Source organism: Geosporobacter ferrireducens, assembly GCF_001750685.1.
GTDB lineage: Bacteria > Bacillota > Clostridia > Peptostreptococcales > Thermotaleaceae > Geosporobacter > Geosporobacter ferrireducens.
Genome location: NZ_CP017269.1, coordinates 1,111,926 through 1,126,974, shown reverse-complemented (window position 1 = coordinate 1,126,974; position 15,049 = coordinate 1,111,926). Strand labels below are relative to the sequence as shown.

Annotated in this window: 16 protein-coding genes; 12 read left to right on the top strand and 4 right to left on the bottom strand. The window is 37.7% G+C overall.

All coding sequences use genetic code 11. From position 1 onward, the window contains the following. Positions 1–3 precede the first annotated feature (3 nt). From Gferi_RS05710 to Gferi_RS05690, 5 genes are all read left to right on the top strand, one after another. Entirely contained in the window at positions 4–435 is a 432-nt protein-coding gene (locus Gferi_RS05710) for an FHA domain-containing protein (protein ID WP_069974663.1), read from the top strand. 12 nt (positions 436–447) lie between these two features. Next, a complete protein-coding gene (locus tag Gferi_RS05705; RefSeq protein WP_069974662.1) occupies positions 448–1,695 on the top strand; it encodes an FtsW/RodA/SpoVE family cell cycle protein in 1,248 nt (415 codons plus the stop codon). Then, positions 1,667–3,073: a peptidoglycan D,D-transpeptidase FtsI family protein gene (locus Gferi_RS05700; protein ID WP_069974661.1), complete on the top strand. Its 1,407-nt coding sequence runs from the start codon at positions 1,667–1,669 to the stop codon at positions 3,071–3,073. Before Gferi_RS05705 ends, Gferi_RS05700 begins: the two co-directional genes overlap by 29 nt. Positions 3,074–3,115: 42 nt before the next feature. Further along, entirely contained in the window at positions 3,116–3,889 is a 774-nt protein-coding gene (gene fabI / locus Gferi_RS05695) for an enoyl-ACP reductase FabI (protein WP_069974660.1), read from the top strand. 328 nt (positions 3,890–4,217) lie between these two features. After that, positions 4,218–4,643, top strand: a complete 426-nt coding sequence (locus Gferi_RS05690; RefSeq protein ID WP_069974659.1) for a hypothetical protein — start codon at positions 4,218–4,220, stop codon at positions 4,641–4,643. Between the two features lie 59 nt (positions 4,644–4,702). Here the strand turns inward: Gferi_RS05690 and Gferi_RS05685 are convergent, their stop codons facing one another. Then, on the bottom strand, positions 4,703–5,806 hold the full coding sequence (locus tag Gferi_RS05685; protein WP_069974658.1) for an MGDG synthase family glycosyltransferase: 1,104 nt from the start codon (positions 5,804–5,806) through the stop codon (positions 4,703–4,705). Between the two features lie 138 nt (positions 5,807–5,944). Here Gferi_RS05685 and Gferi_RS05680 point away from each other — a divergent pair, with 138 nt between their 5' ends. Then, positions 5,945–7,555, top strand: a complete 1,611-nt coding sequence (locus Gferi_RS05680; RefSeq protein WP_083273399.1) for an ATP-binding protein — start codon at positions 5,945–5,947, stop codon at positions 7,553–7,555. Beyond that, entirely contained in the window at positions 7,552–8,253 is a 702-nt protein-coding gene (locus Gferi_RS05675) for a response regulator (protein WP_069974657.1), read from the top strand. Before Gferi_RS05680 ends, Gferi_RS05675 begins: the two co-directional genes overlap by 4 nt. Positions 8,254–8,260: 7 nt before the next feature. Here Gferi_RS05675 and Gferi_RS05670 read toward each other — a convergent pair whose 3' ends face one another. Then, complete coding sequence (locus Gferi_RS05670) at positions 8,261–8,770, bottom strand: D-glycero-alpha-D-manno-heptose-1,7-bisphosphate 7-phosphatase (RefSeq protein WP_069974656.1); 510 nt, start codon at positions 8,768–8,770, stop codon at positions 8,261–8,263. Between the two features lie 172 nt (positions 8,771–8,942). Between Gferi_RS05670 and Gferi_RS05665 the strand changes: the two genes are divergently transcribed. Next, on the top strand, positions 8,943–9,575 hold the full coding sequence (locus Gferi_RS05665) for a hypothetical protein (RefSeq protein ID WP_069974655.1): 633 nt from the start codon (positions 8,943–8,945) through the stop codon (positions 9,573–9,575). Between the two features lie 42 nt (positions 9,576–9,617). Here the strand turns inward: Gferi_RS05665 and Gferi_RS05660 are convergent, their stop codons facing one another. Beyond that, a complete protein-coding gene (locus Gferi_RS05660; protein WP_069974654.1) occupies positions 9,618–9,908 on the bottom strand; it encodes a hypothetical protein in 291 nt (96 codons plus the stop codon). A gap of 118 nt (positions 9,909–10,026) precedes the next feature. On the opposite strand from Gferi_RS05660, the gene Gferi_RS05655 reads away from it, so the two are divergent. The 4 genes from Gferi_RS05655 (at position 10,027) to Gferi_RS05640 (ending at position 14,188) form a co-directional block, all read left to right on the top strand. Then, positions 10,027–10,587, top strand: coding sequence for a hypothetical protein (locus tag Gferi_RS05655; protein ID WP_069974653.1), 561 nt, complete (start codon positions 10,027–10,029; stop codon positions 10,585–10,587). A 13-nt stretch (positions 10,588–10,600) separates the two neighbouring features. Further along, entirely contained in the window at positions 10,601–11,872 is a 1,272-nt protein-coding gene (locus tag Gferi_RS05650; protein WP_069974652.1) for a sensor histidine kinase, read from the top strand. 1 nt (position 11,873) lies between these two features. After that, a complete protein-coding gene (locus Gferi_RS05645) occupies positions 11,874–12,773 on the top strand; it encodes a response regulator (protein ID WP_069974651.1) in 900 nt (299 codons plus the stop codon). A 137-nt stretch (positions 12,774–12,910) separates the two neighbouring features. After that, positions 12,911–14,188, top strand: a complete 1,278-nt coding sequence (locus Gferi_RS05640) for a dicarboxylate/amino acid:cation symporter (protein WP_069974650.1) — start codon at positions 12,911–12,913, stop codon at positions 14,186–14,188. Positions 14,189–14,233: 45 nt separating this feature from the next. Here the strand turns inward: Gferi_RS05640 and Gferi_RS05635 are convergent, their stop codons facing one another. After that, the gene (locus tag Gferi_RS05635; RefSeq protein ID WP_330389595.1) at positions 14,234–15,046 is read right to left on the bottom strand and encodes an NAD(+)/NADH kinase; all 813 of its coding nucleotides are present in this window, start codon (positions 15,044–15,046) and stop codon (positions 14,234–14,236) included. Positions 15,047–15,049 lie beyond the last annotated feature (3 nt).

Below are 15,049 nucleotides of genomic sequence, written 5' to 3'. Positions count from 1 at the left end.
GGGATGTTTAATATATTGTCCTTAGTATTTCGTTATTTATTTATATTGATCATTTATTTGTTTATCTTCGGCATCATACGTCTCATCTATTTGGACATTAAGAGCATTGGCGGAAGTGTAATTCAAGAGGATACTTACTTAAAGCTGATCAACCGAAAAGATACATTGCCTTTTAAAGTTAAGGAAGTTTATCCATTGGCAGCCAGTGTGATTATTGGGAGGAAAAATGAAAGCGATATTGTAATTAAAGATCCGTTTATTTCTAACCAGCATGCCCAGATCAGCCTGGATGAAGGTTCTTACTTCTTAGAGGATTTAGATAGTGCCAATGGTACATATCTTAACGGTGAGCGAATTATGGATGCGGTAAAATTGCAAAATGGAGATCGTATCAAAATTGGACAAATTGAATTTTTATATGTGTCCAATGATTAATGAGGTGTAAACATGCTTAAAAGAATATTTAGCTATAAAAACCCACAAAACTTAATTGTTCTGATGAATATACTGGCACTGGTGCTGATTTTTCTTTATAAAGAACAGTACGACAGACTAATCTTAGCTGCAGGAATCCTGTTAATGTTCATCATTTATATTTCAAATTATGTTTTGTTGAAGACTTCCTCTGGAGATCATTATATCTTTCTAATTATGGGAATGTTGATCAGCATTGGAATCATTATGATTTACAGGATTAATCCTACCGTTGGGTTTAAGCAGATCATTTGGTTTGGAATAAGTATGATTGCCTATTTTTTATCCTATATCATCATAAAAAAAGGCAAGGGTTGGCAGCATTGGACGAAATACTATGCGGCTTTATCTTTAGTGCTGTTCTTACTGACATTGGTTTTTGGCACAAAGATTAAAGGTGCCACCAATTGGATTCGTATAGGGAACCATAGCTTTCAGCCAGCAGAAATGATTAAGCTGGTATTTATTTTTTTCCTGGCATCCTATTATGTAAATAAAGATAAGCTTTTTAACAAATATATTTTTTTAGGAATCGTATACAGTCATATGGCTTTCCTGTTTATTCAACGGGATTTGGGTACTGCAATGCTGTTCTTCTTAGTTTTTATGACCATTTTTTATATTTACGAAGAAGAAAGAAAACTGATTTATTATAATTTACTGGGTGCAGGCATAACTGCTTTTTTCAGTTTTTTGGCCGTGAATCACGTTCGGATTCGTGTTGAGACATGGATTGATCCATGGCGTTATATTGATACCAAAGGTTATCAGATTACCCAGTCCCTTTTTGCCATCGGCTCTGGTGGTTTTTTTGGTACAGGAGTAGGAATGGGGCATCCGGAGTTTATACCAGAGGTTCATACAGATTTTATTTTTTCAGCGATATGTGAGGAAATGGGCATATTTGGGGGAATCGCCGTAATCATGCTATTTTTGATTATTGTTTACCGTGGATTTAAAATTGCCCTGAACCAGCAGGATAAATTTTTCAGGATCGCAGCTTTAGGAATCACCGCTATGCTTGGCTTCCAAGCATTTATCATTATGGGGGGTGTAATGAAGGTAATCCCTCTTACTGGTGTAACACTACCCTTTGTCAGTTATGGCGGAAGCTCTTTGCTGTCTAGTTTTGCGGCTTTAGGTATTCTTCAGGTGGCATCAGAGGAGATTGAATCGGAACAGGAGGAAACCCATGGACATCGAATCCAAGAGGATCATTAAAGTACTGATAGCCCTTTGTACATTATTTGTAGGACTTATTGTATATCTGAGTTATTTTGAAACTTTTCAGGCGGCAAGAATTGTAACCAACAGTTACAATAAAAGACAATGGCTGAATGAAGAATATGTTTTGCGGGGCACTATTACCGACCGCAATGGCAAAGCACTGGCATATAGTGAGAAAATTGAAGATAAGCAGGTAAGACAGTATAAATACGGCAGTCTATACAGCCATGTCATTGGGTATAGCTCTAAAGAATATGGCAAGGCAGGATTAGAAGCCTCATACAATAGCCAGCTCCTCAATATATCTGATAATAATCCTTTGCTGGAGATTCGGGATAAAATAACGGGGCCGCGGGAAAAAGGGAATAATTTACGGTTAACGGTCATACATGAATTGCAGACTTCTGCGGAAAAGCAGCTGCGGGGAAAGAAAGGCGCCATTGTAGTAATGGAACCCAAGTCAGGTGAAATACTTGCCATGGTTAGTAAACCTGATTTTAACCCGGCTACCCTTCGTGAAGATTGGGAGGAAATCGTAGAGGATAAAGACAGTCCGTTGTTAAATCGGGCGGCGATGGGATTATATACACCGGGTTCTGTGTTTAAAGTGATCACGGCTACCGCTGCAATGCAGCAGCCGGACCTTCCTAAAACCTATCGATGTGAGGGATCAACCAATATTGAGGGATATATTTTGCGTGATTACCAGGAAACGGCCCATGGAGAGGTTGATCTGGAAAAGGCTTTAGTAGAATCCTGTAACGTAGCATTTAGTCAAATAGGCATAAACATCGGTGAAGACGCTCTTAGGGAAGAAGCGGAGCGATATATGTTTAACCGTGAGATTCCCTTTGCGCTGATAACAAAATCTTCCCAATTCCCCAATAAGGAGTTGATGAATAAACCCGAGTTAGGGGCAACGGCCATTGGCCAGGGTAAGCTCCTGACTACACCGCTCAATATGGCTTTGGCAGCTTCTGCGATTGCCAATGAGGGAAAAATGGTGAAACCGGTATTGGTAAAGGAAGTGATTTCACCGGAAGGCAGGACTGTAAAGTCCAGCAGTGCTGAAACCCTTTCACGGGTTTGTACACCTATGGTGGCAGAACAGCTCACAGCCATGATGATTCAGGCAGTAGAGAAGGGTACAGGAAAAAATGCCCGCATCCAAAACATTAAGGTAGCGGGAAAAACAGGGACTGCTGAAAATGAAACCGGAAAAGCTCATGCTTGGTTCATTGGTTTTGCGCCGGCAGATAACCCGAAGGTAGCTGTTGCAGTTGTATTGGAAAATGTCGGATCTACCGGAGGAAAAAGTGCAGCACCGATTGCTAGAGAAATGATGAACGAGGCATTAAACAAACTTCGATAGAGATCTTTAATAAATACAAGGTATAGGAAAGGGGAGCATAAAATGCAACAATTGTTAAAGGGTAAAAATATTTTGGTGATGGGTGTGGCCAATAAGTGGAGTATTGCTTGGGGAATTGCGCAAAAGCTTCATGAGGCCGGAGCCTGTCTAGCCTTTACATATCAGGGACAAAAAAGTGAAGAAAATATACGAAAGCTAATTCACGGTACTATGCCGGAAGCACCGCTCATTCCCTGTGATGTACAAAATGATCAAGATATCGAGGCTACTTTTCAACAAGTTGGAGAGAAGTTTGGGATGCTGCATGGGATTATACACAGCATTGCCCATGCGAAAAAAGAAGAACTGGAAGGATGTTACTTTGATACCTCCCGGGAAGGATATTTAATGGCGCAGGAAATCAGTGCCTATTCTTTGGTTGCTGTAACCAAATATGCAAAACCATTGATGACAGGTGGAGGAAGCATTGTTACCCTAACCTATCTGGGGGGCGAACGGGTGATAAAGAATTATAATGTGATGGGTGTAGCAAAAGCAGCACTGGAAGCCAGTGTCAAATATCTGGCTGTTGATCTGGGAAAAGAAAATATCCGTGTCAATGCTATATCTGCAGGGCCCATTAAAACGCTGGCAGCCAAGGGGATAAAAAACTTTTCAACGATGCTGAACGAATTTGAAGAAAAATCTCCTATGGGGAGATTGATTCTGACAGAAGAGGTAGGGAATACTGCCCTTTTCCTATGCAGTTCCTTGAGCAGCGGGATTACCGGTGAAAATATTCATGTAGATTGCGGCTATCATATATTAGGTTATTAAGAAACATAAATATGTAAATAAGAAAATTCATCTATCTATTATTTATGTAGACATTCTTAGAAAATTAAGATCAATAAAATTATTGAAAGGCTCACTGTTTTTTTAAAAACCAGCGAGCCTTTTGCTTTTCTAAAAAAGTGAAAAGTCACAGAGAAATTTACATAATTTTTAAAAAAATACAATTATTACCTATAAGTTTATGGTAAAATATTCATATCAATGATTACATTTTAATAAATTCTTCTATACGTTTGACTGAGTTGAAGAAAGACTTTCTGTAAACTGAATATACATAATCCAAGACACGGTTATATTAAGGGGGAAGGTTATGAAAAATAAGAAAGCACTTGTGTTGCTCATGGCAATGATAATATTTGTATTGACATTTAACGTATTTCAAGAAAGTAAACAGCTAGACGCAGCAGATGCACAGAAAAGATATAAAGATCTGGCAGAAGAAATAGAATTAAAACTAGATGCGACAGATATTCAGAGAAGTTATGAAGACTTGCCAAAAGAAATAAAAACAAAGATAGATATGCTGAAAACTAGTGAAAATAAAGAATTGCTAGATAATGATATCTTGTCGCAATATGAGCCGGTTCATGCATGTCATAGCGGTCCAGAACACCAGGAATGTAAGCTGACAGCAGGACAAAAAGAATCTTGCGGATGCTATGGCGGTATGTGGTACTGCTGTTGCGGAAAAAAGATGAATTTTGTGTATCTATACTGTCCAAAGCATAGGGGTTAAGAAAGGCTTGGAAATTTCATAGAAAAAGCATTGGCGTATCAAGTACACCAATGCTTTTTTTATGAAAGATTCAGAAGAAATTCTACAATTGCTTTTGTAGAATCCGGTTTACGGAGCCTGTGCATGTTTTGCTGGATGATGCCATATTTTTCTTTGTCTTCTTTTAACAGACTGATGCAGGAGATCAAGGAGTTGGGGCTTGTGGCCACCATGCCAATACCATTGTTTAAAATAAATTCTGTATTCCGTTCTTCTTGCCCGGGCAAATTCCAGGTTACAATAATGGGCAGCTCTTTTATAAGGGACTCGGTGACCGTAATGCCGCCAGGCTTCGTAATAATGATATCCGATACAGACATAAACTCATCAATGTTGTTTACATAGCCGAAGACTTTAAGATTGTCCCTGTTGATCTGGGAAAGATAGCGGTAAAGCTCCTCATTTTTACCAGCGATGGCAATAATTTGTATATCAATATTATAAGTAAAAAGATAATTCAAAGTTTCTGTAATATTGCCCAAGCCCAATCCGCCGCCCATGATCAAGGCCGTAAAAGTATTTTCTACGCCAAGTTTGGCACATAGTTGATTTCGATCTAATTGGGCTTTGAATTTTTCATCAACCGGGATCCCCAGAAATCTGCCTTTTTCAGGTGGAATCTGCCAATATTGGAATTCATGGATGAAGTTTTCTGAAGGAAGAATGTAATAATCCACCTCTTTGTTGATCCAGCTAGGATGGATTGCATAGTCTGTAAGGATGGATATAATAGGGATATTGATCTTGTTTTTTCTTTTTAACACAGATAAGGCTTCCGCCGGGAAAGGGTGGGTACACACAATCACATCCGGCTTAAAATCATCTATGAGGCGCAGCAATTTCTTGGAAAGCAGTACCTTATTAAGAAATTCACTGACATCAGTAATAGAGCTGTCTGTGTATTCTGAACGTTTATAAATAAAACCATATAGTGCAGGAATATATTTTATGGATTTGATATATGCTTCAAAAACAATTTTATGAAGATGGGGATGCATATAGTTGAACGTATCAATGATTTCCACATTATGTCCCGGATCGTGATTCTTCAATTGATCAGCAACCGTTTTTGCTACTTGGTTATGGCCTTCACCTGCAGAAACTGTGAAGAATAAAAAATTCATTGAATTCACCTCCTAAGTTATTATTATAGCATTTTTTTGGCAATATTAGCAGACTTTATGGAGAATTAAAAGCATAGAACACATCTTGTATTGCATTCACCCTATATTATATAATTGCATTAAATAACTAAAGCAGGGGTGAGCCCTATAAAACGATATGGTAAAGCAACCTTACGAATTAAAATCATTGTTTTTACAACATTGACAGTTATGGTACTACTGGCAGGGATTGGCACATTCAGTCTATGGTATATTGATAATAGTATTCACAACGTATTGGGTAAAAACGCCATGAATGTTGCAAAGACTGTATCCTTGATCCGGGATATTCAGATTCACGTGGGCCAGGCAAGGGGAGAGTGGGTAATTCAGCCCCTTGTAGAAGAAATTCGAAGGGCTACCAGTGCTGAATATATCGTGGTTATGGACATGCAGGGCATTCGGTATGCACATCCGGCCTTTAGTAAAATCGGAAAAATATTTTTAGGCGGCGATGAGAAACAAGCCTTCCTTGGAAAATCCTATATCTCTAAAGGAGAAGGTTCAACAGGACCTTCTATCAAAGCATATGCGCCGATTTTTCGGGATGGACAGCAGGTTGGTGTCGTTGTTGTAAGTATGCTCTATCCTCATTTCACAAAATTTCTGACAGAGATAGAAAGCGGTTTTTACTACATACTGTTAGGCGGATTTGTGCTTACAATATTTGGTGCTGCCATGCTGGCGAAGAATATTAAGAACCAGATTATGGGATTGGAGCCGGAAGAAATCGCAAAACTGTTAAAGGAAAGACATATTATTCTTCAAACAGTCAAAGAAGGGATTATTGCTGTGGATAATCAGTATCGAATTACCATGATCAATGGAGAAGGAAAAAAGATTCTGAAGTTAACGGAAGATGTCATTGGCAGGGATATCCGGGAAATTGTCCACAACAGTCATATGCCGGAGGTAATTGTATCGGGTATTCCGGAGCATGATCGAGAACATATTTTGGATAACCATCGTGCCATTGTAGCCAATACCCTCCCTATCAACATAAAGGGAGAAGTGGTAGGTGCCGTATCCAGTTTCCGGGATTTAACTGAACTGCGCGGCCTTGCGGAACAACTTACGGGAGTAAAACGCTTTATCGATGCATTGAGAGCACAAAATCATGAGTTTTTAAATAAGCTTCATACCATATACGGATTGCTTCAATTAAAGTCTTATGATGAAGCAATAAAATATATTGATAGCATTAGCGAAATACAGGAGGAAATGTTGGGTTTTCTGGCGAAAAATATTAAGGATGACGCTATTTCAGGCCTGCTGCTGGCAAAGTACAATAAGATGCAGGAGTTAAAAATTGATTTTACCATGGACCCCAGCAGCAAGCTCAGCCGTACTGAGGCCTTGGATACCAACATGCTGGTTACCATCATTGGAAATCTTTTAGAAAATGCCATTGATGCCGTAAGTGGTATGGAGAAAGGCAAAAGAAAGGTAAGTCTTACCTTAAATGATGAAGAAGAGGAACTGGAAATTATTGTGACGGATACGGGAGAAGGAATTGATGATATCCACCTCAGTAAGATTTTTGAATTTGGGTTTACTACAAAGGTTGGAGAAAATAAAGGTGTAGGATTGGCTTTAGTAAAGCAAATTCTGGATAGTCTGGAAGGGACCATATGGATAGATAGTCAAACGGATGTAGGTACAGAAGCAATTATAAGTATTCCAAAAAAATATAAAGTGGTGAGTCAATGAAAGAGATTAGTGTGTTGATTGTTGAAGATGATCCGATGGTGCAGGAAATCAATAAGAGATTTATAGCTAAATTAAAAGATTTTCGTGTGCTTGCAGTTGCCAGCCATGGGGAAGAGGCTTTAAAAATGCTGGAGACAGTAAAACCCCAGTTGATTCTTTTAGATATTTTTATGCCGAGGGTGGATGGATTGACTACTTTAAAGGAAATACGAAAAAGAGGGGTTAATTCAGATGTGATACTCATTACTGCAGATAAGAGTGTGCAAACCGTTCAGGAAGCTATCCGATACGGTGTAGTGGACTACATCATAAAGCCCTTTAAATTTGACCGTTTTAAAGAGGCGCTGCAAAACTACAAGCGATTCAAAGAAAAGCTTCAAGAAACGGAAGTATTTCAACAGAAAGATTTAGACAGTATTTTATATGCTTCTCAGGAACAAGAAGAAAATCCGCTGCCGAAAGGATTAAACCAGGTAACGCTGGATTCCATCCTTAACTATTTAAGACAGCATACTGAATATCTTACCTCTATGGAATTGGCTCAGGCTGTAGGAATTGCAAGAGTTACCGCCAGAAGATATATGGAATATCTGGCAGAAAAAAGGATTGTAGATATTGAGTTGGAATACGGAAGTGTGGGAAGACCCATACATAAATTTCGTATAAGTGAAGATCAAAATAGTATCAGTACAGACTGATACTATTTTACTGTACATGGGAAAGGATTAAGTTTGCTGCTTCCAGAAGATTATTCACTTGGAAGTCAGCTTTTTTATAAGGAGCACCAATTTTGACAGTTTTACAGCCGGCTTGCAGGCCTGCATCGATATCCATTTCCCGATCTCCAACCATATAAGAAGCGTTTAAATCAATTTTATGCTCCTTAGCAATCTTAAGAATCATGCCTGGCTTAGGTTTTCGACATTGGCATTTGGTCTTAAAATGAGGGCAATATTCTACTCCGTGAATGATTACTTCCTGCTGAGATAACTCTGTGACCATGCGTTCATGAATTCCCTGCAAATCTTCATGGGTAAAATATCCCATCTCAATTCCTCCTTGATTGGTTACTACATAAACATGAAAGCCTGCTTCATTAAACATCTTTATAGCTTGTGCAGTCCAAGGATAAAGCTTTAAATCCTCAGGCTTATTGACCGGATCTTTATTATCATTAATGACACCATCTCGATCCAAAAAAACTGCTTTTTGCATTTACATACCTCCTGACAAATGACCAATTTTATACCGTTATTATTCTCTGGATTATAGATACATATTACATCCTATTCCTCATCAGTATATGATAAAATAGGACGTATGAAAAGCAAAGACGAAGGTTAAGTTAAAAACAATATTTCTAATCAAACATGCAGGCGGTGATCAAATGAGCAAAAAAATTCTAGAAAGCATCAAAGGCGCTTCCTTGGAAGCCATATTGGATATAGAAGATTTTACGACCCTGGACTGGGTATGGGTCAATCGTGAACTACTCCCAGACATTGTACTAAATCTGAAGTTGGATGAAGTAATTGGTGAAGAAGCTTTGGAGAAGCTTCAGCAGGTTAATGATGAAGAGGTTTTTAAAGTATTGGAGGAGCCTTTCCGGCAAAAAGGGTATTTGCCTATGCACCAGCTCATATTTGCAAATCTGGAGGAAGGCTATAAGCCTACAGAGGATATCCAGACAATTATTTTTATTAAGGCAAAAAAATATAAACAACTGTCGATTATCCTGTCCAAACAATACGAGTGGGTTCTGAAATCCATGGCAATGGACACCTACTTTCGCATGGGATTGGAGTATGATAGTCTGCAGGAGACCTATGAGGATCTCTATGAAGGAAATGGCAGAATGATTGAGCAACTTTTATCAGAAGGAGAAGTCTCCTATTTGACAGGAAGGTGGCAATATATACGGAAAACCAATGAATTATACTTTTATAAAGTTAACGAATACCATAACCGTTGGACGGAAGGAGAAGCACTCTCTAAATTCCGGGAATTACAACAACGATAAAATACTGCTATAGAATAACCGGCAATACTGCCGGTTATTCTTCTAAATAAAGAAATCGTTGGAAACAGGACCTCTAGAATGAATTGCTTTTTTTAAAATAATCATGTCCATATCTTCACGGCTTTCGACTATATGGAGGTAAATGGTTTCACATTTGCTGCATTGTACATACTGCTTAAAATCCTTCTGTTCCCGGTCGAAAAAAAGATAGGAGGTATAGCCTTCCGCATCCTTCCATTTTACTTCTCCATTATCTTGGATATCATATTGATAAACATAAGTAACTTCATCCTTTAAAATTAGTTTTCCATTGGTGCAATTAGGACAGTACATGAAAAGCCTCCCTTACAAAATTCTATATCCTTCAGTATCTGTAATTTTTCTTAATCTATTCCATAATTAATGCTATAATAGAGTATATATGCAATGTTTGTGTCGGAAGGAGATTATCATGCAGCAAAGTATACAAATTATGAAAAGAGTAGTCTCTGAGCTGGAGAAGGCGGCTGCCACGGGGAACAAAGTACGGACAGAGGCCTTAGTCAATGAAATGATGGATGTATGCGTAAAACTCAAGCAAGTAATTGACGAGAAAAAAAGTGTACAAAAAAATATTCGAACAAATGAAATCAATGAAATTTCCTTTTTATATAAACCGGTTTTAAAGAGAAACTATTATGAGGGAACTTATCTTGAAGAATTTGCCCAGAAGCGCACATCAGATTTGAAAGATGCTAAAGCCTTAGATTCACATAATAAATTCTGGCAAACCCATGAGGTGATTCGAGGAAATGTTTTTGGTTCTGTTCCGGAAGAGTTGATTCATAAGGATGCAGCAAGAAAGCTTATGGGGTATGGATGGGATCGGGTATCTGTAATTGTACTGGAAATTAAGCAGCGGGATTGCTCGATGAAAGAGTTTGCTGAATATTGCGAATTGAATTTTGATAAATTTTTGATTGTAAGGGAAAAATCCACAGGAGCAGAGTTGATTTTACACTACAAAGTATAAAGTAGGTGTGATTTTGGAGCTGGACCAAAAAAAAGTTGAAAAGATATTTGCTACTTGTATTCTAACTGTATTTTTAGGACAGATTTATTTAAATCCATTTTCTTCGAGATTTAGATTTTCTTTTAGTGTGACAGCATTATCTTTAATGTTGTTGTACTTTAAGGACATATCCATAAATTTGGCTACCAGTATGGTAGGACTCTTTATGTTTATATTCCGGTCCTTTGTATACATTGCTGGTAATCCAGAAGCTACCTTTGCACAGGCTTTTGAAATACACTATCCTGTGGTACTTTTTTATGTATTTTTTGGAATCCTCTTTGATATGCTACAGATACGGGAAAAGATAAACAAGATTGAGATTTTTCTGTTGTCCCTATGGTTTTGTGACAGCATGGCCAATATCATTGAGATTGCTTTACGAAATGAACCCATAGAATACCCTTTTGAGGGAGTGATTCTTGCCATTATTCTTATGGGTGCGCTGAGATCGATTCTTACCCTTTTGATTTATACCCTATCCATATACTATATGCAGCGTTTCGAGCGAGAACGAAAGGAAAATAAGTATCGTGAGCTAATTCTTTTTATATCCAGTCTCAAAACAGAATTGTTTTTTTTACGAAAGTCTATTGCCGATATTGAGGAAGCGATGAAACGAAGCTATCATCTTTACGAAAGACTTCAAACAACGGAATTGAAAGATGATGCTCTACTGGTAGCAAAGGATATTCATGAAATTAAAAAAGATTATATGCGGGTGGTAGCAGGCATTGAAAAGGTTTTGTCAGAAGAGCATGAGGACCTCTCTATGGATATAAGAGATATTTTTGCTATCATTAACGACAATACTAAGAAGCTCATTTCTTCCAAAAACAAAAACATCATTCTGCGGTTTAAATACAAACATAACTTTCAGACAAAGGATTTTTATCAATTGATTTCTATTCTAAATAACCTGATCATTAATGCGATAGAAGCCATTAATGAGGTAGGAATTATCACAATTACTGAAGAAATAGAAAAGACAAATTGTGTATTTCGTGTGATTGATAATGGCAGTGGTATAGATAGAGAAGAATTAGAATATATTTTTGAGCCAGGATTTTCTACAAAGTTTAATCCCATGACAGGGGAAATGTCTACCGGTATCGGATTAACCCATGTTAAGCATATTGTAGAAAATCATTTTCAAGGTGAAATCTCTGTATCGTCTAGAAAGGATGCCAAGACTGTTTTTATTATAAAAATCCCCACAACGAAAATTATGAACAGGAAGTGGTAATATGCAATATAACTTCTATATTGTGGATGATGACAGGAGTATCCGGCAAATATTAAAAAATATTATTTGCCAATACAATCTGGGAGATGTAATCGGGGAGGCAGATCATGGCATAACGGCAGTTCATGATATACCCATTTTAAACCCCCATATCGTATTGGTGGACTTACTGTTGCCAGTGATGGATGGTATAGCCATTGTATCTGAATTAAAGGCAAGCAACAGTAAGGCACATTTTATTATGATTTCTCAAGTAACTGCAAAGGAAATGGTTTCCAAGGCTTATACCAATGGCATTGAATTCTTTATTAATAAACCGATTAATGTGATTGAGGTTTTATCCGTTATCAATAAAGTAAAGGAAAAAATGAAGATGCAGGAAGTGATCCAATCCTTTGAAAAAGCTATGCAAGGAATCAATATGCTAAAGGGCTTGACGGCGCATCAGGAGTCTACTGGCTATAGCGATAAGGATAAGATCAAAAAAATACTCTCTCAATTGGGTATTATTGGGGAAGCCGGGAGCAATGACATTGTGGAACTGCTTCTAATGTTGATGGAAACGGATGAAAACAGCAGAAATCATATGCTTAACCAAAAAATGTCAGAGTTGTACAATCGATTAAATCTCCGCTATGTACATCAGTATGAAATAACTTCGAATACCGCTGCAATTGAACAGAGAATTCGCAGAGCGATTAATAAAGCCCTCAGCAACATTGCCAACCTTGGAATTGAAGATTATGGAAATGAATTATTCACTCGTTTTAGTAATACTATATTTGACTTTGGCGAGATTAGAAAACAGATGGACTTTATTCGAGGAAAAACAGCTTATGGAGGGAAAATTAGTGTTAAAAAGTTTTTAGAAGGTATTTTTGTAATTCTTAAAAATGAATAAAATTCTTGCATGACTTTCATAATTTGAAATTTTAAAACTAAAACCTGTATGTTTTAGTTTTTTTTTGTAGTTTTCAGTAGGATAGCGTTTACTATTACGATATCTTAATAAATTATTATAAAAAGGAGGATGACTATATGAGCAACAAAAAAATGGGTTTAACTACCAAAATTTTTATCGGTCTTATCATCGGTCTTATCGTAGGTCTTATTCTTAACAAGATGGGCCCATCCCATTTCAGAGACAAGATTTTAGTAGATGGAATCTTTACATTAGTGGGGACTGTGTTCTTGAATGCAATTAAAATGATGGTTGTTCCATTAGTATTTGTATCCCTTGTAAACGGTGCTGCTTCTATGTCTGATATTAAAAAATTAGGCAGAGTAGGAACCAAGACACTAGGATTTTACCTGGTTACTACAGCAATTGCAATTACCATTGCTATTGTACTGTCTACGATTGTAAATCCTGGTATTGGATTAGACATGTCTTCATTAGTAAAGAGTGAACCGACAATTGCTGAGGCCAAGCCTTTGGTGAAGGTTATCACAGATATGGTTCCGGGAAATCCAATAGCAGCTATGGCAAGCGGTGAAATGCTTCAAATTATTGTATTTGCTCTACTGTTTGGTACAGGATTGGCTGCAATTGGAAAGAAAGTAAAGCCGATTGTTGAAATGTTTGACCACCTAAATGATCTGATGATGAAAATGGTTGGTCTAGTAATGTTGCTTGCTCCATACGGGGTATTCTGCTTAATCGCCAAGACTTTCTCAGGATTAGGATTTGCAGCGATGAAGCCATTAGCAGCCTACATGCTTTGTGTATTAGGCGCGCTAGCATTACATGCGATATTCACTTATACCGGATTACTGGTAGCATTTACAAAATTAAATCCAATTACTTTCTTCAAAAAGTTTTCTGCAGCAATGAGTGTTGCTTTTTCAACTGCCAGCTCTGGTGCTACACTTCCTGTAACATTGGAAGTAGTTGAAGAAAAACTGGGGGTTAGCAAAGGAATTTCTTCTTTTACTATACCGCTAGGTGCTACAATCAACATGGACGGTACAGCAATCATGCAAGGTGCAGCAACAATATTTATTGCACAGGTATATGGCATTGATTTAGGATTAAATGCAATCTTAACCGTAATTTTGACAGCCACATTGGCTTCTGTAGGTACAGCAGGAGTACCTGGCGTTGGTCTGATCATGCTATCCATGGTACTTCAAGCAGTAGGCTTACCGATCGAAGGTATTGCATTGATTATCGGTATCGATAGAATCCTTGACATGGCAAGAACAGCGATCAACATTACAGGAGATGCTGTATGTACATTGATCATTGCGAAGTCTGAGGGAGAACTAAACGAAGCGATCTACAATGCTGACGTAGAAGAAAAATCTATTGTATAATGAATAAAAAAATAAAGGAGATGAGCCATCATCTCCTTTATTTTTTTACAAGAACTTTTCTTTAACCTTATTCCAAAAATCATAATTTTTCAAGCGCAGCAATTTGGTCTTCATCTTAGACATTTTCAAATAAATTTCTACAATCTCATTGTATTTGTGCTCCATGCCGTCAGTTACGATCAAAATAGAGTTTTCAAAGGTATATTCAGGATGAATCTTAATCGCTGTTTCTTTGGGAACGATAACACTGGAGGTAAAGGAGCGGTATGCAATCGTATTGATGGGTGCAATCGGTGTGATCTGTAAAAGATTTAACCGGGGATCGACAATACTCCCTCCCAGGGAATAGTTATATGCAGTACTGCCCGTAGGTGTAGCCACAAGGATACCGTCACCGCTAAATTTCTCAACGAAGCTTTCATCTAAGCTGATATTTAGATGAATCGTTCTCGACTTGTCTCCCTTAATCGTAATTTCGTTAATTCCCATGATCTCTATACAGCTGGTGCGTGTACAAACAAGGGCTTCTACAGGATGGAGTTCCTGGATCACATAATCTCCCTTCTGATAACGGAAAATGAATTCATCCAGCTGGTAGGGGGAAAGCTCCTGGAAGAAGCCAAGATGTCCCGTATTGATCCCTATAATGGGAATGTCTGGAAATCTATATTCGTGAAGTGTCCTTAAAAAAGAGCCGTCTCCACCAATACAAACAACTAAGTCTGCTTTATAATCAAAGGTTTCAGATATGGTAAAACCATTTTTTTCTAACTTCTCTCTTAAAATTCTACCCGTTTCTTTTGAGATGGGTCTGTCGTTTGATACAATATTAATGAGACAATTATTATTATTCATCATGCC

Bases quoted from the DNA above. Each gene is read 5' to 3' on its own strand.
- Gferi_RS05685 (WP_069974658.1), bottom strand. From the start codon at position 5,806: ATGAATTTTTTATTCTTCACAGTTTCTGCAGGTGAAGGCCATAACCAA.
- Gferi_RS05710 (WP_069974663.1), top strand. From the start codon at position 4: ATGTTTAATATATTGTCCTTAGTATTTCGTTATTTATTTATATTGATC.
- Gferi_RS05705 (WP_069974662.1), top strand. From the start codon at position 448: ATGCTTAAAAGAATATTTAGCTATAAAAACCCACAAAACTTAATTGTT.
- Gferi_RS05645 (WP_069974651.1), top strand. From the start codon at position 11,874: ATGCAATATAACTTCTATATTGTGGATGATGACAGGAGTATCCGGCAA.
- fabI (WP_069974660.1), top strand. From the start codon at position 3,116: ATGCAACAATTGTTAAAGGGTAAAAATATTTTGGTGATGGGTGTGGCC.
- Gferi_RS05670 (WP_069974656.1), bottom strand. From the start codon at position 8,770: ATGCAAAAAGCAGTTTTTTTGGATCGAGATGGTGTCATTAATGATAAT.
- Gferi_RS05660 (WP_069974654.1), bottom strand. From the start codon at position 9,908: ATGTACTGTCCTAATTGCACCAATGGAAAACTAATTTTAAAGGATGAA.
- Gferi_RS05690 (WP_069974659.1), top strand. From the start codon at position 4,218: ATGAAAAATAAGAAAGCACTTGTGTTGCTCATGGCAATGATAATATTT.
- Gferi_RS05700 (WP_069974661.1), top strand. From the start codon at position 1,667: ATGGACATCGAATCCAAGAGGATCATTAAAGTACTGATAGCCCTTTGT.
- Gferi_RS05635 (WP_330389595.1), bottom strand. From the start codon at position 15,046: ATGATGAATAATAATAATTGTCTCATTAATATTGTATCAAACGACAGA.
- Gferi_RS05640 (WP_069974650.1), top strand. From the start codon at position 12,911: ATGAGCAACAAAAAAATGGGTTTAACTACCAAAATTTTTATCGGTCTT.
- Gferi_RS05675 (WP_069974657.1), top strand. From the start codon at position 7,552: ATGAAAGAGATTAGTGTGTTGATTGTTGAAGATGATCCGATGGTGCAG.
- Gferi_RS05655 (WP_069974653.1), top strand. From the start codon at position 10,027: ATGCAGCAAAGTATACAAATTATGAAAAGAGTAGTCTCTGAGCTGGAG.
- Gferi_RS05665 (WP_069974655.1), top strand. From the start codon at position 8,943: ATGAGCAAAAAAATTCTAGAAAGCATCAAAGGCGCTTCCTTGGAAGCC.